This is a genomic window from Streptomyces sp. AC555_RSS877 (assembly GCF_019049245.1).
GTDB lineage: Bacteria > Actinomycetota > Actinomycetes > Streptomycetales > Streptomycetaceae > Streptomyces.
The window spans coordinates 1-20,209 of record NZ_JAGMUK010000091.1 but is presented as its reverse complement, the minus strand read 5'-3'; the positions used below and the strand labels follow the sequence as shown (position 1 = coordinate 20,209).

Annotated in this window: 18 protein-coding genes and 1 pseudogene; 8 read left to right on the top strand and 11 right to left on the bottom strand. The window is 69.6% G+C overall.

The features are described from left to right. The 3 genes from KUM49_RS35095 to KUM49_RS35085 form a co-directional block, all read right to left on the bottom strand. Positions 1-266 (bottom strand): ATP-binding cassette domain-containing protein (locus KUM49_RS35095; RefSeq protein WP_217241006.1); only part of this gene is annotated, 266 nt, incomplete at its 3' end. Between the two features lie 5 nt (positions 267-271). Continuing rightward, complete coding sequence (locus tag KUM49_RS35090; protein WP_217241005.1) at positions 272-1,348, bottom strand: ABC transporter permease; 1,077 nt, start codon at positions 1,346-1,348, stop codon at positions 272-274. Then, positions 1,348-2,367 (bottom strand): sugar ABC transporter substrate-binding protein, encoded by a 1,020-nt coding sequence (locus KUM49_RS35085; RefSeq protein ID WP_217241004.1) that lies wholly within the window; start codon positions 2,365-2,367, stop codon positions 1,348-1,350. The genes KUM49_RS35090 and KUM49_RS35085 overlap by 1 nt, the downstream gene beginning before the upstream one ends. Before the next feature lie 282 nt (positions 2,368-2,649). Here KUM49_RS35085 and iolC point away from each other — a divergent pair, with 282 nt between their 5' ends. The 6 genes from iolC (at position 2,650) to KUM49_RS35055 (ending at position 8,788) form a co-directional block, all read left to right on the top strand. Next, the gene (iolC, locus tag KUM49_RS35080; protein ID WP_217241003.1) at positions 2,650-3,639 is read left to right on the top strand and encodes a 5-dehydro-2-deoxygluconokinase; all 990 of its coding nucleotides are present in this window, start codon (positions 2,650-2,652) and stop codon (positions 3,637-3,639) included. A gap of 121 nt (positions 3,640-3,760) precedes the next feature. Next, entirely contained in the window at positions 3,761-4,546 is a 786-nt protein-coding gene (locus KUM49_RS35075; RefSeq protein WP_217241002.1) for a GntR family transcriptional regulator, read from the top strand. Positions 4,547-4,654: 108 nt separating this feature from the next. Beyond that, positions 4,655-5,497, top strand: a complete 843-nt coding sequence (locus KUM49_RS35070) for a glycosyltransferase family 2 protein (RefSeq protein ID WP_217241001.1) — start codon at positions 4,655-4,657, stop codon at positions 5,495-5,497. Then, positions 5,494-6,942, top strand: a complete 1,449-nt coding sequence (locus tag KUM49_RS35065) for a glycosyltransferase family 2 protein (protein WP_308406909.1) — start codon at positions 5,494-5,496, stop codon at positions 6,940-6,942. Before KUM49_RS35070 ends, KUM49_RS35065 begins: the two co-directional genes overlap by 4 nt. Next, a complete protein-coding gene (locus KUM49_RS35060) occupies positions 6,939-7,952 on the top strand; it encodes a glycosyltransferase family 2 protein (RefSeq protein WP_217241000.1) in 1,014 nt (337 codons plus the stop codon). The genes KUM49_RS35065 and KUM49_RS35060 overlap by 4 nt, the downstream gene beginning before the upstream one ends. Then, positions 7,949-8,788, top strand: a complete 840-nt coding sequence (locus tag KUM49_RS35055; protein WP_217240999.1) for a polysaccharide deacetylase family protein — start codon at positions 7,949-7,951, stop codon at positions 8,786-8,788. The genes KUM49_RS35060 and KUM49_RS35055 overlap by 4 nt, the downstream gene beginning before the upstream one ends. A 9-nt stretch (positions 8,789-8,797) precedes the next feature. Here KUM49_RS35055 and KUM49_RS35050 read toward each other — a convergent pair whose 3' ends face one another. The 3 genes from KUM49_RS35050 to KUM49_RS35040 are packed head-to-tail and all read right to left on the bottom strand — an operon-like array spanning position 8,798 to position 11,879. Next, entirely contained in the window at positions 8,798-9,610 is an 813-nt protein-coding gene (locus tag KUM49_RS35050) for a family 16 glycosylhydrolase (protein WP_217240998.1), read from the bottom strand. A gap of 2 nt (positions 9,611-9,612) precedes the next feature. After that, positions 9,613-10,056, bottom strand: a complete 444-nt coding sequence (locus KUM49_RS35045; protein WP_217240997.1) for a hypothetical protein — start codon at positions 10,054-10,056, stop codon at positions 9,613-9,615. Next, the gene (locus KUM49_RS35040; protein ID WP_217240996.1) at positions 10,056-11,879 is read right to left on the bottom strand and encodes a glycosyltransferase; all 1,824 of its coding nucleotides are present in this window, start codon (positions 11,877-11,879) and stop codon (positions 10,056-10,058) included. The genes KUM49_RS35045 and KUM49_RS35040 overlap by 1 nt, the downstream gene beginning before the upstream one ends. A 273-nt stretch (positions 11,880-12,152) precedes the next feature. Here KUM49_RS35040 and KUM49_RS35035 point away from each other — a divergent pair, with 273 nt between their 5' ends. Then, the gene (locus KUM49_RS35035) at positions 12,153-13,016 is read left to right on the top strand and encodes an alkaline phosphatase family protein (protein ID WP_308406908.1); all 864 of its coding nucleotides are present in this window, start codon (positions 12,153-12,155) and stop codon (positions 13,014-13,016) included. Positions 13,017-13,142: 126 nt separating this feature from the next. Continuing rightward, complete coding sequence (locus KUM49_RS35030) at positions 13,143-14,549, top strand: lipopolysaccharide biosynthesis protein (RefSeq protein WP_217240995.1); 1,407 nt, start codon at positions 13,143-13,145, stop codon at positions 14,547-14,549. A 71-nt stretch (positions 14,550-14,620) separates the two neighbouring features. Here KUM49_RS35030 and KUM49_RS35025 read toward each other — a convergent pair whose 3' ends face one another. The 5 genes and pseudogenes from KUM49_RS35025 to KUM49_RS49005 form a co-directional block, all read right to left on the bottom strand. Continuing rightward, entirely contained in the window at positions 14,621-15,388 is a 768-nt protein-coding gene (locus tag KUM49_RS35025; RefSeq protein ID WP_217240994.1) for a hypothetical protein, read from the bottom strand. 176 nt (positions 15,389-15,564) lie between these two features. After that, positions 15,565-16,680, bottom strand: coding sequence for a GNAT family N-acetyltransferase (locus tag KUM49_RS50415; RefSeq protein ID WP_217240993.1), 1,116 nt, complete (start codon positions 16,678-16,680; stop codon positions 15,565-15,567). Between the two features lie 222 nt (positions 16,681-16,902). Beyond that, positions 16,903-17,988: a GNAT family N-acetyltransferase gene (locus tag KUM49_RS50410; protein ID WP_217240992.1), complete on the bottom strand. Its 1,086-nt coding sequence runs from the start codon at positions 17,986-17,988 to the stop codon at positions 16,903-16,905. 200 nt (positions 17,989-18,188) lie between these two features. Next, positions 18,189-19,241, bottom strand: a complete 1,053-nt coding sequence (locus tag KUM49_RS35010) for a phosphotransferase family protein (protein ID WP_217240991.1) — start codon at positions 19,239-19,241, stop codon at positions 18,189-18,191. 477 nt (positions 19,242-19,718) lie between these two features. Beyond that, a pseudogene (locus KUM49_RS49005) lies at positions 19,719-19,968 on the bottom strand (aldo/keto reductase); the annotation flags it as partial. Between the last annotated feature and the right edge of the window lie 241 nt (positions 19,969-20,209).

Here is a 20,209-nt window from a genome sequence, read left to right as displayed (position 1 = left end):
GTGCCGTCGACGAGGAAGTCGCCCTCGGTGTGCTGGTGCAGCCCGGAGATGATCTTGATGAGGGTGGACTTGCCGGCGCCGTTGTCGCCGAGGACGCAGGTGACACGGCCGGGCCGGACCTGGAGGTCGACGCTGTGCAGGGCGCGGACGTTGCCGTACGACTTGCCCGCCCCCCGCAGTTCGACGATCGGGGCGTCCGTGTCCGGCGCGGCGGCGTCGCTGTCGGGAAGGACGGCGCCGTGGGTGCCGGTTTCGTTGGTTGTCATGCGGGTCACCTCCGGGTCGCCGACTGGCGGACCCACAGATTGATCAGGACGGCGCCGAGGAGCATGACGCCGAGGAAGGCCTTGAACCAGTCGGGATTCCAGCCGGCGAAGACGATGCCCTGGTTCACCATGCCGAACATGAAGGCACCGAAGACCGGGCCGATCGCCGAGCCGTAGCCGCCGGTCAGCAGACAGCCGCCGATGACCGCCGCGGCGATGTAGATGAGCTCCTGGCCCACGCCCTCGCCGGACTGGACGGTGTTGAAGGTGAACAGCTGGTGCATGCCGACGAACCAGGCGCCGAGGCCGACCAGCATGAACAGGGAGATCTTGGTGAAGGTCACCGGCACACCGACGGCGCGCGCGGACTCCTTGTTGCCGCCGACCGCGAAGATCCAGTTGCCGTACTTGGTGCGCAGCAGCACCCAGGTGGCGATCGCCGCGAAGACCAGCCAGTAGAAGACCGTGATCTTCACCTGGACGCCGCCGATGTCGAAGGACGAGGCGAAGATCTTCTTCGCCTGGTCGAACCCGGCCATGTCGCTGATGTCGTCGGTGGCCACGTTGGTGGTCACGAGCTTGGTGACCGCGAGGTTGGCGCCCTGGAGGATCAGGAAGGTGCCCAGGGTGACCAGGAAGCTGGGCAGCCCGGTCTTGACCACCATCCAGCCGTTGAAGAAGCCGACCGCGAGCGACACGATCAGCGCGGCGAACACACCGACCCACACGTTCATGGTCAGTTGGTAGCTGAGCATGCTCGCGGTGAGCGCCGAGGTGAGCACCGCGACACCGGACGACAGGTCGAACTCGCCGCCGATCATCAGCAGGGCGACCGGCAGGGCCATGATGCCGATGGTCGACGACTGATACAGGATCGTGGACATCGAACTGCCGTCACGCACCGGCGGTGCCGCGATCAGGAAGAACACGTACACCGCGGCGGCGCCGAGAAAGACACCCACCTCGGGACGGGCCAACAGCCTGAACACCAGCGGCCGTTGGGAGGCACGTCCATCGGTCTGTTGCGGGCCGGGGGCCGGCGGTGTGGTCACCGCCGGCTCGGCGTGCTGGGTCATACCCATCACCTGGTGCCCTTCGCGGCGAACGCGGCCACGGCGTCGACGTTGGACTTGTCCACGAAGGCCGGCCCGGTCAGCACCGGCTGTTCACCGCCGCCCATGTAGTTGCCGTTGTTCTTGTAGAGCCACAGGGAGTCGATCGCCAGGTAGCCCTGGAGGTAGGGCTGCTGGTCCACGGCGAACTCGATGGTGCCCTGGTCGATGGCGCCGGTCAGCTGCTTGTTGAGGTCGAAGGTGGCGATCTTCGCCTTGCTGCCGGCCTCGGACACCGACTGTGTCGCGGTCAGCGCGAAGGGGGCGCCGAGCGTGATGATCTGGTCGATGGAGGAGTCCTGCTTGAGCTTGGCGGTGATCGTCGACTTCACGGACGGCATGTCGGTGCCGTTGACGAACAGCGTCTGCAGCTTGCCGGAGAAGGTCTTCTCCACGCCGTCGCAGCGCTGGGTGAGGCCGATGTTGCCCTGCTCCTGGACGACACAGACGGCGTTCTTGGCGCCGGTCGTGTTCAGCTTGTTACCGAGGGCCTCGCCCGCGACGGTCTCGTCCTGGCCGAAGAACTCCATCAGGCCGAGCTTCTTCCATTCGCTCACACCGGAGTTGAGGCCGACCACGGGGATGTTCGCGGCCTTCGCCTTGCCCACGACGTCCTTGAGGGCGTCCGGCTTGGCGAGGGTGATGGCGATGCCGTCGACCTTCTGGTCGATCGCGTTCTGGACCAGGTTGGCCTGGTTGCCCGCGTTCGGGTCGGCGGAGTAGATGAGCTTGATGTTGTCCTTGGCGGCCGCGGCCTCGGCACCCTTGCGGACGATGTCCCAGAAGGTGTCGCCGGGCGACTGGTGGGTCACCAGCGCGACCGTCATCCGAGGAGTGGTGGCCTTGCCCGCGGAGGCACCGGCCTCGCTCTCCTCGGCCTTCTTGCCGCCAGAGCTGCTGGAGCAGCCTGCGAGGGTCAGGGCCGCAGCCGCGGCGACGGCCACCACCGGGGTCATTCTGCGGGAGCGGAAGCGAGAAGAGCGGTCCATCTTACCTGCACCTCACTGGGCTACTGAAAAAGCAATCACGGGGTTTCAGGGCCCGGGACCTCGGAAGACCCGGGTCGTGTGTCGCGAAAACGCGGCAGTTGCGCTGGGACGGGATCCAATCCCTTGCCACGGCCGCTGTCAATACTTTGTTAAGACATCATTTCACAAGCAGGTCCGAATGTAAGTACAAACCATTGACAGTGCGACCCCCCGCGGCCTACACCTGGGGGCGGCAGGTCCCGCGGGACCCGTCTCCCCCCGCACAGTTCGAGGAGGTCGCGCATGGCCGGATCAGCCAATTTCTTCGACCTGATCACTATGGGCCGAATCGGAGTCGATCTCTACCCCCAGCAGTCCGGCGTGCCGCTGGCACGCGTGGAGAGTTTCGGGAAGTTTCTCGGGGGTTCGGCCGCGAACGTGGCGGTCGCCGCCGCCCGGCTGGGCCGCTCCACCGCGGTGATCACCCGCACCGGCGCCGACCCGTTCGGAGTCTATCTCCACCAGCAGCTCCGCGAGTTCGGGGTCGACGACCGCTGGGTGACACCGGTGGACGGGCTCCCCACCCCGGTGACGTTCTGTGAACTCTTCCCGCCGGACGACTTCCCCCTGTACTTCTACCGCCGCCCCAGCGCCCCCGACCTCGCGATCCACACCGACGAGTTGGACTACTTCGCCATCCGCGCCGCCCGGATCTTCTGGATCACCGGCACCGGCCTCAGCGAGGAGCCGAGCCGCTCGGCGACGCTCGCCGCCCTGAAGTCCCGCGACAAGGCGGGCACGACGGTGTTCGACCTCGACTGGCGGCCCGCACTGTGGAGCGACACGGCGTGGCGGGATCCGGAGGAAGCCCGGCCCTACTACGCCGAAGCGCTCCGGCACGCCACCGTCGCCGTCGGCAACCTCGACGAGTGCGAGATCGCCACGGGCGTGCGCGAACCGCAGGCGTGCGCCGAGGCACTGCTGGCGGCGGGTGTGGAGCTGGCCGTGGTGAAGCAGGGACCCAAGGGTGTCCTCGCCGTGCACCGCGACGGCACGACGGCCCAGGTCCCGCCCGTCCCGGTCGAGATCGTCAACGGGCTCGGCGCGGGTGACGCGTTCGGCGGCGCCCTGTGCCACGGCCTGCTCTCGGGCTGGGAGCTGGAGCGCACCATGCGGTACGCCAACGCCGCCGGCGCCCACGTCGCCGCCCGCCTCGCCTGCTCCTCCGCGATGCCGACCGAGGCCGAGGTGGAGACCCTGCTCGCGGGGGCTCCGGAGCCGACGAGCGCCTGAGACGAATCCGGTCCGTACGAAAACCTGAGGCGGGTGGCCCCGTCTCCGTACTGCTGCCGGCTCGCCGCCTGCCACCACCACCTCCGACCCCGCTCCCGCCCCCCGAGGGAGGTACGCCCACATGGCGAAGACCGGCGGCTACCCACGTGCCGCGACCACCCCCGCACTGAGCTCCCTGGACTTCGCCCTGGACCGGAGCAGTCCGGTGCCGCTGTACTACCAGCTCGCCCAGCAGCTGGAGGCGGCGATCGAGCACGGCGTGCTCGCCCCGGGCGACCTGCTCGGCAACGAGATCGACCTGTCGGTACGCCTCGGGCTGTCCCGGCCGACGGTCCGCCAGGGCATTCAGTCCCTGGTCGACAAGGGCCTCCTGGTGCGGCGGCGCGGGGTCGGCACGCAGGTGGTGCACAGCCAGGTCAAGCGCCCGCTCGAACTCAGCAGCCTGTACGACGACCTGGAGGCGGCCGGACAGGGCCCGGCCACGCACGTCGTGCGCAACGAGAGTGTCCCGGCCCCCGCCGACGTCGCTGCCGCCCTCGGCGTCGCGGAGGGCAGCCAGGTGACCGTCCTGGAACGGCTGCGCTCCACGCACGGCCAGCCCGTGGCCTTCCTGTGCAACCACCTCCCCGCCGGTCTCCTCGACCTGGACACGGCAAGGCTCGAGTCGACCGGCCTGTACCGGATGATGCGCTCCGCCGGCATCACCCTGCACAGCGCCCGCCAGACCATCGGCGCCCGCTCCGCCACCGTCGGGGAGGCCGCCCTCCTCGACGAGCGGGAGGGCGCCGCACTGCTGACCATGCAGCGCACGGCGTACGACGACACGGGCCGGCCGGTCGAGTACGGGACGCACATCTACCGCGCCTCCCGGTACGCGTTCGATTTCCAGTTGCTGGTCAGGGGCTGAACCGCGGGACGCGCCTTGACATACGGGCATAACGGTCCAAGATGTAGATATACATCGTAAACATACGGACCAGGGCTCGTCGGCCCGACTCCGGGAGGCACCGGCATCATGAGCTCTTCTGACCTGAACAACCCCCCCGTCTTCGCTCCGCCCTCCACCAACGGCGGCCCTTCCGAGCACGGCTCCCGCAGGTCCAGCGACCGGCGGGCTCACCCCCTGCGCCGGGCGGAGGACCAGCCCCCACCCCGCGCCACCGTGAGCCTCGTCGTGCCCGCCCGCAACGAAGCGCGCAACATTCCCTGGGTCTTCGAACAGATCCCGGACTGCGTCGACGAGGTCATCCTGGTCGACGGCGACTCCAGTGACGCCACGGTGCACATGGCCGCGGATTGTCTGCCCACCGTCCGCCAGGTCCGGCAGAGCGGTCCGGGCAAGGGCAACGCGCTGCGGACCGGCTTCCTCTCCGCGACGGGCGACTACATCGTGATGATGGACGCCGACGGCAGCATGGTGCCCGGGGAGATCCCCCACTTCCTCCACTTCCTCGACAACGGCTACGACTTCGTGAAGGGGTCGAGGTTCATCGCCGGTGGCGGCTCCCTCGACATCACCCGCATCCGGCGCCTGGGCAACCAGGTCCTGCTGACGGCCACGAACCGCCTCTACCACGCCTCACTGACGGACCTCTGCTATGGATTCTGCGCCTTCCGCCGCAGCTTCCTGAAGGATCTCGACCTGCACTCCACCGGCTTCGAGATCGAAACCGAGATGATCACGCACGCACTCCGTTCCGGCCTGCGCATCGCCGAGGTTCCCAGTCTCGAGCTGCCCCGCCGCAGCGGCCGTTCCAACCTGCACGCGATATCCGACGGCCGCCGGGTGCTGCGGACGCTGCTCTCCGAGCGGCCGCACGCCCGGACGCCCTCGCCGACCAGAGGGAGCACGGGGTGATCACCGCCCCGCGGCTCTCCCCCGGTGCCCGTTGGACGGTGGATCCGTTGCTGCTCGCCCAGCCCGCCTACATCCCGGTCCGGGTCGTCGAGATCGATCTGGCCCGGCCGTACGAATTCCGTGGACCCGGCGGCGGAGCCGTCCGCCCGGCAGGCCCCGTGCTGGCGCTGGTGCGGCTGCACGGTCATCCGCTGGGCGTGATCCGGGCGGCCGGTGACCGGGCCGTGACCGGCGGTGGCGGCCCGGACGAGCTGTGGCAGTTCCTCGCGTGCACGGCCTTCCGGCGGTTCGCCGCTCCGCTGGCCCGGCATCTGGAGGCCGACGCCGCCTACGGCCACCTGTACGACGCCCCTCCCGGGGCCCCGCCGGCCATGCGGTCCGGCCGGCTGCCCCATCCTTCGCTCCGTGGTCCGCAGGACCCGGGCCCGCTGACCTGCCAGGCCGCGAGGCTCCGCGTGCTCCGCTCCCCGCCGGCCATCAGCGTGATCGTCGCCACGCACAACCGGCCCGAGCTGCTGCGGCAGTGCCTGACATCCCTGCTACGGATGGAATACCCCCGGTTCGAGGTGATCGTCGTGGACAACGCTCCCGCTGATGACGCCTCTGAGCGACTGGTCCGCAAGGAGTACGGCCCGAGTGTCCGCTACATCCGGGAGCCGGTGGCCGGCCTGGCGCGCGCACACAACCGTGGTCTGGCCGTCGCCCGAGGCCGGATCGCCGCCTTCACCGATGACGACACCCTGGTCGATCCCTTGTGGTTGTCCGCACTCGCCGAGACTTTCGAGCAGGACCGCGGCATCGGGTGTGTCACCGGCCTCATCGTCCCGGCCGAACTGCGGACCGCGGCGCAGGCGGCCCTGGAGAACCACGGCGGCTTCGCCAAGGGATACGCCCCGCGCACCTGGTCCCTGCGCGCCCCACCCGAGGACCCCCTCTTCCCCTTCACCGCCGGACGCTTCGGCTCCGGCACCAACATGGCTTTCCGCGTCGACCAGTTGCGCGCCCTGGGCGGGTTCGACCCCGCCACCGGTACCGGAACGCCCGCCCACGGAGGCGACGACCTGCTCGCCTTCTTCAGGGTCCTGGCAGCGGGCCAGACCCTGGTCTACCAGCCTGACGCGGTCGTCTGGCACCGCCATCGCCACACCGCGGACGCCCTGGACGGCCAGGCATTCGGCTACGGCGCGGGGCTCGGTGCGTACCTCACCAGTGCCCTGCTCCATGAGCCCCGCATGCTCCCGGCCCTGCTGCGCAGGCTCCCCAGAGGTATCAGGTACGCCGTCGCTCGAACACAGGGCCAGGCGGAGGCAGGCGCCGGCTGGTCCCGGCGGCTCGCGCTGCTGGAGTTGCGCGGCCTGCTCTACGGACCGTTCGGCTACCTGCGCAGCCGCCGCCTCCTGAAACGGGACGGCAGTGGCGGAGGGCAAGGAGGAACCGCGACATGATCCCCGAACCGTCTCTCTCCGTCATCGTGTGCGCCTACACCCTCGACCGGTGGGACGACATCCAGGCGGCCATCGCCTCGGTACGGTCGCAGCACCGGCCGGCGGACGACATCGTGCTGGTCGTCGATCACTGCCCACAGCTGTGGCGCCTGGCGCGCCGGTCACTGTCAGGCATTCGTGTGCTCCCCAACCTGCAGCGCAAGGGTCTGTCCGGGGCCCGCAACACGGGCGTCGCAGCGGCGCTCGGTGACGTGGTCGCCTTCCTCGACGACGACGCTGCCGCCGCCCCCTCCTGGACCCAACACCTGCTGGCGCACTACGACGATCCCCGTGTCGTGGGCGTGGGAGGGCTCGTGGTCGCGAACTGGCACACCGGCCGCCCGGCTTGGTTCCCGCCGGAGTTCGACTGGGTGGTCGGCTGCTCTTACCGGGGACTGCCCCAGCGGTCCGCCCCGGTACGCAACTTCATCGGCGCCAACATGTCGTTCCGCAGGGACGAACTGCTGGCGGTCGGCGGCTTCCGCACCGACCTCGGACGGGTGGGATCCCGGCCCCTGGGCTGCGAGGAGACGGAACTGTGCCTGCGGATCACGGCCCACCACCCGGACGCGGTGCTCCTCTACGAGCCTGCGGCGGCGGTCCGGCACCACGTTCCGAAGGCGCGTGCCCGCTGGCAGTACTTCGGGCAGCGCTGCTACGCGGAAGGGCTCTCCAAGGCGCTCGTCGTGCAGCACAGCGGGAGCAGAGCAGCCCTGGCCAGTGAACGGACCTATCTGCGGTCCACCATTCCCCGCGCCTTCCTCCGCTCGGTGCGGCCGGGCCGGCCCGCCGCCCTGCGCACGCTCACGGCCTTGTCCGCCGGAGTCGGCGCCACCGTCGCGGGCTACGCCATGGGCCGGATCCGCTCCGTGCGTTCCGTCGGACTCGGTCCGCCCGGTCCCGCGTCGCCGATCGGCCCCGTGCTGCGCAGTTCCTCGGACACGGGAACGGGGAGGGTGGCGTCACGATGACGCATGCGCCGGTGCCTGTCTTCGTCTACCACTCGGTGTCCGTGGACCCGCCGCCGTGGATCGCCCCCTTCACCGTGCATCCCCATGCCTTCGCCGAGCAGCTCGGCCTCCTCGCCGACGACGGCCGTGTCATCGTTCCGTTGCGGCGGCTGGTCGAGGCCATGCGGGGCGGACCGCCACTGCCGCCCCGGTCGGCGGTGCTGACGTTCGACGACGGATTCGCCGACTTCCACTCGACGGTGGCCCCGCTGCTCGCCGCACAACAGCTGCCCGCCACCCTGTACGTCACCACGGGCGCCGTGAGCGGGCCCGGCGCGCCGGACCGGGAAGGAAGCCGGGGAAGCCTGTTCCCGCCCGCCGCGATGCTGACGTGGCGCCAGGTGGCGGAGCTGGACGCGCTCGGTGTCGAGATCGGCGGGCACACCAGGACGCATCCGCAGCTGGACACCCTGCCACGGCGGCACGCCCGGGAGGAGATCGAGGGCTGCAAGAGCCGGCTCCAGGACACGCTGGGGCATCCGGTCCACTCCTTCGCCTACCCGCACGGCTATTCCAGCCCCTCGGTGCGCCGCTTGGTGAGCGAGGCGGGCTGGACGTCGGCCACCGCCGTCCGTCTCGCCTTCAGCTCCGGCGGGGACGAGCCGCTGCGCATCGCCAGACTGATGGTGCGGGCCGACACCGGCCGGGAGCGTTTCCGGTCGTGGAGCCGGGGCACCGGCGCCCCCGTGGCACCGTTTCCCGAGGGCACGCGTACGACGGCATGGCGCGCCTACCGCCGGCTGCGGGCAGGGGTCCACCGGCCGTACGCGGCACTTCCTCGCCAGTCGGACACGTGACGCTTTTGGTCACTGCTGCCAGACGCGCACCCAGTCCACCTTCATCTCCGCCGATTGCACGGACGAGGGCGGTGAATGCGGAACACCCACAGCCAGGTTGAGCAGAACCTCCATGGGAACGCGGGGAATCCGCTCCGCACCGGTCACCCGGAACCGCCGGACACCGTCCACGTACCAGCTCAGCTCGTCGCTCGTCCAGCGCAGCCCGAACACGTGGTACCCGTCGGCGAAGTTCACTGGACCGTACGTGCCCCGCGCCTTCCGGCGGTCACCGTCCTGCTGCCGCCAGTGCACGTACATGGACACCTGCCGTGTGGTCCCGAGGAACTCCATGATGTCCAGTTCGGGGGGCGTGAACCTCGACGCGGGCATCATCCAGAAGGCCGGGAACATGCCTGCCTGCGAGGGAATCCTGATGGCCGCCTCGAAGTACCCGTAGGTGAAGGTTCGCCGGGGCCGCGCGTCCCAGTGGTCACGGCCGGTGGAGATCATGCCGGACACCCAGGGGTAGCTCTTGCCGTCGCTGCCGGGGGTGGAGCGCCGGACGGCGGCCAGGGTCAGGGCACCGTCTCCCACCGAGACCTGACCGGGCAGGTACCACTCCTCCTCGTCGTTGCCGCTGTTGGTGCACCCGTTCTCGTTCCAGTCGTAGCAGGTGGCCCAGCGCGCGGTGTCGAGCTCCGTGCCGTTGAAGTCGTCGTGGAAGACCAGCTTCCAGTCGCCCTGGGCCAAGGGCTTCGGCGCCGTCGCGTCGCCCCCACCGCACGCCACCGCCAGCACCAGCACGACCGCTGCCGTCGCTCGCCGGACACCACGCAACATGGCTACCGCCGCTTCTTCATCGGCTGAGTGTCGTCCGGGGCGGCGTGCGTTTCTCGGCGGTGGGGTCCGCCGGGTCGGGGGAACAGTGCCAGGCCGGAGGTCACCACGGCGAGTGCGATCAGCACGCGTGAAGTCGTGAACGCGCCACTCAGGTAGAACGCCACCACGGCGAGCACGGACAGCGAAATGCTGAGCACCACGGTCAGGACGGCCGTCTCCAGGGCGACCGCGCTGACCGCCCCGCGTGCCGGGGTCGGCCTGGCCGCCCATCGTGCGGCTGCCATTCCCGGGCACAGGAGCAGGAACACCGTCATGACGAGCACGCGCAGAGGGGCGCCGTCCGGCAGGACGCGGAACGCCGCCCAGGCGAGCCAGCCGGACACCGCCAGTCCCGAGCGAAGCGGGAGTCCCCAGCGGATCTCGGGTACCGATCGCAGTGGGGCCATCAGCCCTCCCCCCTGTCCGGGTTCTTGTACTGGTAGACCACGGCGTCCTTGTTGCGGTAGACGGGAGCGAACCCCGGTGCGTCGGACATCGCGGACTCCAGACGCTGCATGGTGTCGGCGGGCAGCGTCCCGTTGAGGTAGCAGTCCTCGGCCTGCGCGCGGGTCAGGACGATGTAGGCCGGTTGGCTCTCGGTAGCCCCCTCGACGAACGGCTCCAGGCCCGCCAGCGGGTCGCGCACCAGGCGTCGGCGGTCCGCGAGGTCCTGCTCGTCCAGTTGCAGCCGGGGATGCTTGTCGTAGAACGCGGCCAGGCCGGGCACGGCCGAGGTGAGGGAGACGATCAGGGACCCCGGTGGAGTGATGGCCGTGACGAAATGGCCGGCGGCGGCCTCGTCCTTGGTGAAGTAGTTCGCCGCTTCCTTGCCGTAGTAGCCGAAGACGAGTCCGCCGATCATCGCGAGCAGCAGTGGACAGACGGCGATGGCACGAAGGAGCGGCCGCCTGCCCCAGGGGAAGAACAGGGCGGCGACCAGGAAGGCGGCCGCGGGCAGCGCGAACAGGTAGGCCCGGAAGATCATCTCGCCGCCGTAGGCGTTCGCGGCCAGCACCGGCAGCGGAGCCACCACCAGGAGCCACAGACCGGTCCTGCGGATCCAGGGCCGAACCAGGAACGCGACGGCCGCGAGCAGGAAGACGGCGGCGGACAGGCCCCGGTCGACCCAGGACACCTGGACCTGCCCCGGGGCCGCGGTACCCAGCGAGGCCAGACCCGACACGACGTTGGCATCGGGGTGGACCAGTGCGCCCACGAAGTCGCGCAGGTTGGCCGACACGTAGCTCCGCGCGATCGTGGCGTCCCACGCCACGATCAAAAGCACCGTACAGGCCAGGACCGGCAGCACCACCCGCCGGTTACGGCGGGGAAGCGAGAGCACCGCCAATGCCGCGATCAGCATGACCGGCGTCAGCGGATGCGAACAGGCGATCACGCCTGCGATCAGCACCACCGGCACCAGCCTGCCGACGGGCCAGGCCCGGCGGGCGGAGTCCCGTGAACTCAGGTCGGAGGAGGGCAGCTGCCCCAGGACCAAGGCGATCAGTGTGACGAACAGCAGGAAGCCGAGCGCCTGTGGTGCGAAGTAGTCCTGCCCCACCCAGGAGCACGAGTAGTAGATCCACGCGGCCCCCCAGATCATCCGCCGATCACGTGTGACCGCCCGGTACATCAGCAGCAGCGGGCCGAGCAGCAGGGCGTTGAAGGCCGGCGGCGCCCAGGCCGCGTAGCCGAGCGAGGATTCGATGCCCGTCGCCTGGACGAAGAAGGCGTTGAGGTGGAAGAAACCCGGCCATTGGTTGTAGATGTCGAACTTGTCCGCGTTCGGGACGTCGCCCTCGTTGCGGATCATCGCGTCGACGACCGCGACGTGCTTCCACGCCCAGCCGTAGCGCAGAGTCGGGTAGACCAGCGTGGGAGTGGCGTGGATGACGGCGATCAGTCCCAGGACGTAGGCCGCGAACCAGCCACCGGCCGTCCTCCGGTCGGACAGTGCCAGGCAGAAGCCGCCGACGAGCAGGCCGAGGGCGACCCAGAAGAGCACCGGCAGCACCTGCAGCAGGCCGAGGTCGCCCATTCCGTCCAGTCGCACGTCGCGTATGGACACCAACCAGAGGGCGAGCGCGCACGGCAGCGTCCCCCGTGCGATCCACTGACGTGCCGAGGTTCGCCGCGCCACGTGCCCGGTCGCGGAGTTGTCGGACCGCAGCGCCTCGGCATCGGCGTCCTGCGCCACACGACCGTTCGTCAGCGTCGGGCGCTTTCCCATGGAGATGCCTTCCGCGGAGCAGGTGCGACGTGAGCGCACGGCGGCGCATGGGAGGGCACTCCCCTTCGACGGTTCACGGCAGCCCCGTTCGTCGGTCCGCTCGTCGGTCCACACCGGCGATCAACCGCCCGACATGCGGCAATGATGCTAAAAAGTACGTTACTGCCGTTTGTCGTGATCGGCAGTATGTGGGGGTCCGTCACGGGGGGCACGTGGGCCGCGTCGGCCGGCAGAGGGAGAGCAGTGAGGCCACGAGCGAGGAGATCACGATCGGTGGCTGGGAACCGCGGCAGGAAGCGGTTCGTCGCCTCGACAGCCGCACTGGCGGCACTCCTGCCGGTAGCGGGCTGCGGTATGCCGGGATCGGACGACGGTGTCCCCCGGCCCGACCATGTCGTGGTGGTCATCGAGGAGAACCACGGTTACGACGACATCATCGGATCGGCGCAAGCCCCGTACATCAACGAGCTGGCCAGGCAGGGCGCCTCCCTCAGCCAGTTCTACGCCCTCACCCACCCGAGCCAGCCCAACTACCTGGCACTGTTCTCCGGCTCCGCCCACGAAATCAGAGGGGACGACTGCCCCAACACCCTCACGAGCCGCAATCTCGCCTCCGAACTCCTGCAGGCCGATCTGACCTTCACCGGTTACGCGCAGAGCATGCCCGGCGTCGGCTTCACCGGCTGTGCCGACGGTCCTTACGTGCGCCGGCACAACCCCTGGGTGAATTTCACCAACGTTCCTGCGTCCGCCAATCGCCCGTGGACCGACTTTCCGCACGACTTCAAGGATCTGCCGACCATCTCGTTCGTGGTGCCGGACCTCGACAACAACATGCACGACGACGGCGTGCGGAAGGCCGACACCTGGCTGCGCGACAACCTCGGGGACTACGCGCGCTGGGCGACGACCCACAACAGCCTCCTGGTGGTCACCTGGAGCGAGGACGCGGGCGGAGTACAGGCGACCAACCGCGTTCCGACCGTCCTCGTCGGAGAGCAGGTCCGGCCGGGCCGCTACGCCCAGCCGAACAACCTGTTCGGGCTGCTCCGCACCCTGCTCGACGCGTATGACCTGAATCCCCTCGCCAACAGTGCCGACGCCGATCCCCTCGACGTCTGGAAGGACGATGTGTGACCTGCGCCGGGAGAGCCGCTCCGGTCGCAGGCCGGTCCCCTCCGGCTTAGTCTGATCAGTAGGAACCGCACCCGAAGACCGCACGATGCGCAGCCATTTGATGGAATCACCGCACACGCAGACTCCTTGTCCGGGCTCTTCGTCTCCGCCCAGCCCGGACTCCGCACGCCCGGGAGTCACCGACCGGCGGTCGCGATGAGCCCGGTCCTGGGGAAGCTCCTGCGATGGGGAACCGACCCTGCGGCCGGACCGCAGTCCAAGGACCAGTTGCTGCGCAACGGTCATGTGCTGACGTTCAACTCGGTGCTGACCGCGGCCCTCGGGGCGGCGTACTGGGCGTTCGCCGCCCGCGTGTACGACGCCGACACGGTGGGCCGCAACTACTCGGCGGTATCGGCGATGATGCTGCTCGCGGGTGTGGGCCAGCTCAATCTGACCAACGTGCTGCTCCGGTTCGTCCCCACGGCGGCGGACCGCACCCGGCAGCTGGTCACCAGGGCCTATCTGGCGGCCGGCGTGTCGACCGTGCTCCTCGCGGCCGGGTTCCTGCTTCTGCTGCCCGTGCTCTCTCCGGGCCTGACGTTCCTGCGTGACCCGTTGCTCGGGCCCTTCTTCCTGCTGGCGAGCGCGGCCTACGCGATCTTCGTCATCCAGGACGGGGTGCTGACCGGGCTGCGGCGCACGGACTGGGTGGTGCTGGAGAACGCCGTCTTCGCGGTGGCGAAGATCGTGCTCGTGGGGGCGCTGGCCGTCGTCCTGCAGTCGAGCGGAATCCTGCTGTCGTGGGCGCTCGCGGTCCTGATCGCCGTCACGCTCACCAACGGCTTCCTGTACGCCAGAGCCTTTCCCCGGCATGCCGGGACGGCGCTGGACGAGAGGGCCGACGCCAGCAGACCCACGGGCAGGTACATCACGGCGGACTACGTCGCCGCCTTGTTCTGGCTCGGCGCGACGGCCCTCCTGCCGATCCTCGTCCTCAACAGCCTCGGTCCCGACCAGGCGGCGTTCTTCTCACTGGCCTGGCTCGCCGGGTTCTCGCTCTACCAGCTGAACACCAGCATGGGCGAGTCACTCATCGTGGAGGCGGCGAACGACCCGGCCCAACTGGTCAAGCAGTGCTACCAAGTGCTGCGGCACACCGGGATGCTGCTGGTGGCGGGGACGGTGGTGCTCTGCGCGGCGGCCCCCCTGGTGCTGCGGGTGTTCGGTACCGACTACGCACGCAACGGGGCCGGGCTGCTCCGGCTGGTGGCTCTGTCCGCCATTCCCAATCTGGTGGTCATCACCGCCGTCAGCGCCTGCCGGGCCCAGCGCCGGCTGCGCATGCTGGTCGGCATCCTGGCCGTGGCCTGCTCGCTGTCCACCGTCCTTTCCCTGGTGTTGCTGCCGGTCATGGGGATCGCCGGAGTCGGTGCGGGCTGGCTCATCGGGCAAACCGCGACGGCCGCGTGGCTGTGGTGGCAGAAGCCGCTGTGGCTACCTGTCGGCCGATCGGCACAGCGATCGGGCGGGAAGCGGGCCGACTCGTCGTGACCGCAGGTGTGACTGCAGGTCGCAGCACCAGCTCGGGGCCACGGAGTGCTCCCAGGTCGCGCTGCTTCGCTCTACGAAGGCTCCCGTATGACGGCGAAGAGCGCCCGGTCCGTCGGGAGACCGGCGGCGTCGAAGGCGCGATGACGGCCGAGATGTTCGACTCGCCCACCGGCACAGGTCTTCTGCAGGTAGTCACTGAGCCAGGCGTCCGGTGTCGGCACCATGCGAGGAAGACCGAACCACTCGGGCATCTCGTCCTCGCCGGTGTCGAAGAACATCACCTTGCCGGTCCGGGCCCAGAGCTCGTGAAGCAGGTGCGTGGCGGTGTCGAAGCCCTCGGCTCGCACCAGGTGATGCCAGAGCGACAGCACGATGGTGCAGTCCGTTGTCGGCAGAAGGGCGAGCGTGTCGGCTCGAAGCTCAAGCGACATCACCGCCACGTTGTCCAGGTGGTTTCGCCGCACGGCTGTCGTCGCCGTTCGAACGTTCTTCGGATCTGAATCGAGCGCGACCGCGGGGATCCCACGGCCGGCGAGCTTGATCGGGAAATAGCCGACATTCGCACCGACATCCATCGCGCTTTCCACGCCCAGCCGCTCGATGACCGGCTCCATCGCCGCCCATCGCGACCCGGTGCCGACCGCTCGCTTGGCCTTCCGCACCGGCAGGCCTGGGACCGGCTGATAGATGCCGTCGGGCAGGGCGTCGAGCCTCAGGCGGACGAGATCGATCGCATCGTCGACTACGCGCCGCGCGCGCCGCATCAGCCGATGCGGCGGGATCCTCTGATGGAAACGCACCGCGCGCGTGGAGGCCTGAGTTCCGCCCAACCGGTCCACGGAAACCTCTATTGGTCCGAGAGCCGACCACCCTTGCCGCTGTCTCGGACCTACGGCACGACAGTCGATTCATGTGTCGTTTTATACATATTCTAATCTGCTAATTCAGCATATGGCCTGCTGAAGGGGGCGAGCGGAGGCACCGCGCTTTTCGGGATGGGCGGGCTCGATGCTCGTCAACTCGGCCTTCGGCCGCTCACCGCATCGCGGATGCCGCCCATCCGGCCCCGCAACCGGGTCAGTGGCACACCCTCGACCCGGTACTCCGTGACGGGCTGCTTCTCGGCGCCGAGGCGGGCCTTGAAGGCTTCCAGCGAAGCAACGCCTCCAGACTCACCCATCTCGTAATAGCGGCAACCCGCGCCGCAGGCCTGCTCGATGCAGCGGAGCATGAGAAATTGATTCGCCTTCAGCGGACCGGATGCCTCCTTGTCGCTGTAGCCGCGCCAGTAGGACCAGACCTCACCGTGCAGCAGCGCGACCGTCGCGGCTACGGGTTTGCCCTCGAGGCGGGCGACCAGAATGCGGCAAACGCCCGGAAGAGCGGCGGCGACCGCTTGGTACTTGGCAAGCGGCTCGGCGCGCTTCCACCGGGTTCGCACCACGAGAGGGGGCAAATGCCGTGCCCGCGCCCGCTGGTCGAGCCACCGCAGATAGACGTCGTAGAAGCTCTCGACCAGCTCGGGCGAGTTCCCGCTCTCGACGATCAGCCCGGCCCGCTCGGCCCTGCGTTCAGCGCTGCGAAAGTTGCGTCGCATGTTTTTGGACCACCGCCGGGACCACAGGACGTCCATACCGCCGTCCAGGTCGAGAACGTGCACGGATCGCGATACGGAGACGTACCCGGGTGCCGGGGCACGCCACGCTTGTGCGGCGCCGAAGGAGGGACGGATGCTGGTGCGCAGTGTCCGGTCGGCAGCGAGGTCGGCGAGAACCAGGCCGACCTCGTGGGGCCGCACTCCCCCGGGCGCCAGAATGCCTCCCGTGCCCCAGCGAGGGGGAAGCGACGCCCGCACGGCGAGCGGGTTCGGCCGCCCGGGCCGGCACACCATCGGCAGGAGGAGCTCCCGGCCCTCACCTGTCCGGTAGAGGCGACCGGCGTCCTGCCAGCCACCGACCGCGCAGACACAGTCCACCCACTCAGGCCGGTGGAACGCCATGCCTCTGGGATCCGCGGCAAGCACCTGCGCCCATGCCTCACGCGGAACCGGGCTCGTGACCCGTACCGGCCCGGCGTCGGTGCGGACGTCCCATTCCTGCGGTTCCTGCTGCCGTACCTGCCGGTGATTCACGTCGGCCTCCTCACGTCGTGGACTCGCCCGTCAGCGAGCACGTGCGCCGTGGGTGAAGTCGCCCGTGGCGCAGGTGTGGTCCGGCCCCGTGTCCGGCCCCTGCTCGAGCAGTCGGGCCGACCGTGGCTCTCATCGCCGCCGAACCGCCGTGCCCGCTTCGTCTCCCGCAGCCCGCGGCCCGCCTCGCGCACTGCCAGCTCCGGCACTCGGCGGGAGGGGATGTCAGGCATCCCGGAAACGGATCACGTGTTTGACGGCCGCCCGCAGTCTGCGCTCGGCCGCGGTGACGGGAAGCCGCTCACGGAAGTAGCGGGGGGACGAGAAGCTGTCCGCGCCGAAGCTCTCCTTGAACGCGGCGAGGGAGGACCCCGGGCGGGACTCCCCCATGTCGTACTGACGGCATCCCGCGGCGCACGCGTCCTCGATCGCCAGCCGGTGCAACAGGTGGTTGGCTCGGACGGGATGGGCCAGTTCCCGGTTCATGGCCCCGCGCCACAGCTTGGCGTGGTGGCCGTGGCGCAGTACGACGATCGCCGCCGCGGGCTCTCCGGCGTGCCAGGCCATCCAGATCGCGCACGATTCGCCGAGGCCGGCGGCAACGGCTTCCAGTTGTCGCAGGGGGAAGGCTCTCGTCCTGCGCCACCGGGCCAGTGCCAGCGGTTCGTGCTGCTGCGCGGCCCAGCGCACGATCGACTGCTCGTACAGCTCGTAGAAGGCCGGGATGAGCCGGCCGGTGCGGTCCACCTGCACCTCGACTTCCGAGCCTTCGGCCCGGCGGACCGCGCGCCGCGCGCGCTGGTGGAAGCGGCGCTCCCAGACCGTCGTGAACCCGCCGTCGAGGTTCAGCGCCTGTGTCGTGTGGGGTTCTCGCCGGAAGTCCGCGGGCGCTGCGCTCGCCCACATCTCCTCGTCCCCCGGCCGGAACCGCACGCCGACATGGAAGGCCGGTCGCCGCGCGAGATCGTCGAAGACCGCCCGTGCCTGCGCCGGACCTACCTCCCCTGAAGACACGGGCCCCCCGATGCCCCAGTCGGCGGGCCAGGATTCCTCCGCGTCCAGCCTCTTCGGGCACCGTCTCCTGCGGGACAGGGGGAGCACGAGCCGGCCGCCGCCCTCGAACTCGTAGAGCCGGCTGGCGTCCCGATACGGGCCTGAGGCGCAGAGGCAGTCGAGCCATGCGGGGGTCTGGCTGACGTAGGTGTTCGCGTCTTGGCCGGCCAGCTCCCACCAGGTCTCGCGTGGCGCGGGCGTGGTGACGTGTGCAGAACAGGCCGGAGTGTTGATCGCAAGCACCTCGGGTGCGTTCACGGCCTTCTCCTGCCGGGCGTGTGGGTACGTGGGTCTTCGCTCCGCGAGCGTCGCCTCTGCGGGACCTACACGTACCGATCCTAGGTGGGGCGGGCAGGCCGGGCATCTCGGGTGATCCGGCTGCTGGCGGCCGCGGTCGCACGCCTGCGGCGCGCGGACCTGACCTCCCCACGGACCCGGGGCAGCGGGGAATCCGCCGGTCATGGGGTCTCGTGAGCGGCCACCTGGCTGAGCACAGGCACGACGTTGTCGGCGACCCATCGGTGACTGCGCCCGTACCGGGCCGATTTCGTCACGTTGCCTGCCACGTGCCACAGCCAGGTCAGCAGCGTGAGGGCGACCTCTCCTCGGTTGTCGTCCGCCAGAGCCCCTGCCTCGGCGAGCAGCCGCCGGTCCTCGGGCAGCAGGGACCCGCGTCGCACCACTTCGGCGACGATCCGCCCGAACTGCCGCCCTTCCTGCTGGTGCCGCATGGTCAGTACGAAGGTGTGGCAGTCGAGCAGGGACGGGCCGTCGGGGAGGGCGCCCGCCCAGTCGATCACCCCGCACAGCGCCCCCTGCCCCTCCTCCAGCAGCACGTTTCCGGGGTGGTAGTCGCCGTGCGTCCACGCCAACAACAGGCGGCGGCCGGTCAGTTCGCGCACGAGGCGTTCGCCCAGCACCCTGAGGGCCTCCGCGCCCTTGGCTCGACGGCACCAGCGGACCTCCTCGGCGAGGACGGCGAGTCGGGGGTCGACCCAGTCGGCCGCACGAGCCGTCACCTCCTCCTCCCATCCGGTGGCCTGGTGCAGCTCGCGGATCGCCCTGAGAGCGGACACGGTGACCCGGCGAGCCAACTGCGGGGAACGGTGCAGCAGCACATCGGCACCGATGCCGGGCAGGCAGCTTTCCACCACCAGCGGCAGGTGCCCTTGCAGCCGGCGCTCTTCCACCACGGGCAGCAGTCGGCGCCACCGGCCGAGGCGCTCGTCACGAGCCAGCCGCTGTACCACCTCACATTCGTGCGCCAGCGATGCGGTCGCGCGTGCGCTTCGGGGGTGCTTGACCACCACGGGCTGTTCGCTGCCGCCGTCGAGACGAAACACCAGGAGATCGGAGAAGGTCCGCTGCATCCCTCGGGGGTCGCGTTGGGGGGCACCGGCAGCGCTGATCGAGTCTGTCAGTCGCCGCGCGGCCAGAACATCGGCGGGACGGGTCAGAAGACCGGCGGGGCGCAGGGGCAGCAGGCCCCGCAACTCCTCTGTGAACGTCACCCGGCCCCCTTTCAGCCAGATGGCTAAAAAATCCTCCTTTTTCATCATCCCTGCAGTTCGGCCTGACGTGCGACTCGACAACGGACTCGGCTACGGGTCTGTGGAGCTGCGGCCGGTGGTGGGCAACCCCGGCGAGGCCGTTGCGGACCTCCTCGCGGAAGGTACGGCAGCACGGGTAGGCGGGGTTCCCGGACGAGGACCGGGTGACAGCTGTCGACGAGATGACGTCGCCCTTGCGGCCGCACACCCGGCGCGTGGCGTGGACATCCACCCGCACGTCCGTCTAGGATCTCGCCCCCGTTATGTTCTTCGCGGTCCTGCATGAGGGCCGCTGGCCTCCGGGCCCGGCATGGCCGTTCCCTCCGTCGAACGCATGACCTGGAAAGTGGTGTCGCCAGGCCCGAGGGTGCCGTCGAAGACGCTGACGAGAGGTCCGACTACCGCCTGGCCAGGCGCAATGCCCGTCCGCTTTTGGGCGGCAACGTGTGCGGCGAAGCCCTCGACGGTCTCGCGCTGGGGGACGGCGGGGTCGTCGATGTTCGCGTGGAGCAGGTCCAGCCTGCCCACGCCGTTCCCGGCTGCGTTCGGCCTACTCGCGGATCACTTTCGCCGACAGGCCCTCCGAGTTGTCGACGAAACCGCTGCCGGGTGCCAGGGGGCGGGCGCCGAGCTTGGTCGCGATGACGATCTCGTCGTCGATCCCGCGGCTGCGCCGCCACCGCCCTAGTGTCCTGCGCCGTTAATTCGTCGTTAGTTCTTGGCAGTCCGGCGCTGCCGACTCGGTCGAGTACTCGCAGGCCGGGGCCGGACGGGCGGCCGACCAGCCCGGCAGGGCAAGGCGCGAATCTGCCGACGAACTTCGGGCGCAGCACACTAGTGTGATGCGCCAGAAATCGCGGGCTTAAGTCTGTCGCTGGTTATCGCTGGCTGGAGGAGTGACCTTGGTGAGGTAGCCGGCGAGGGATTTG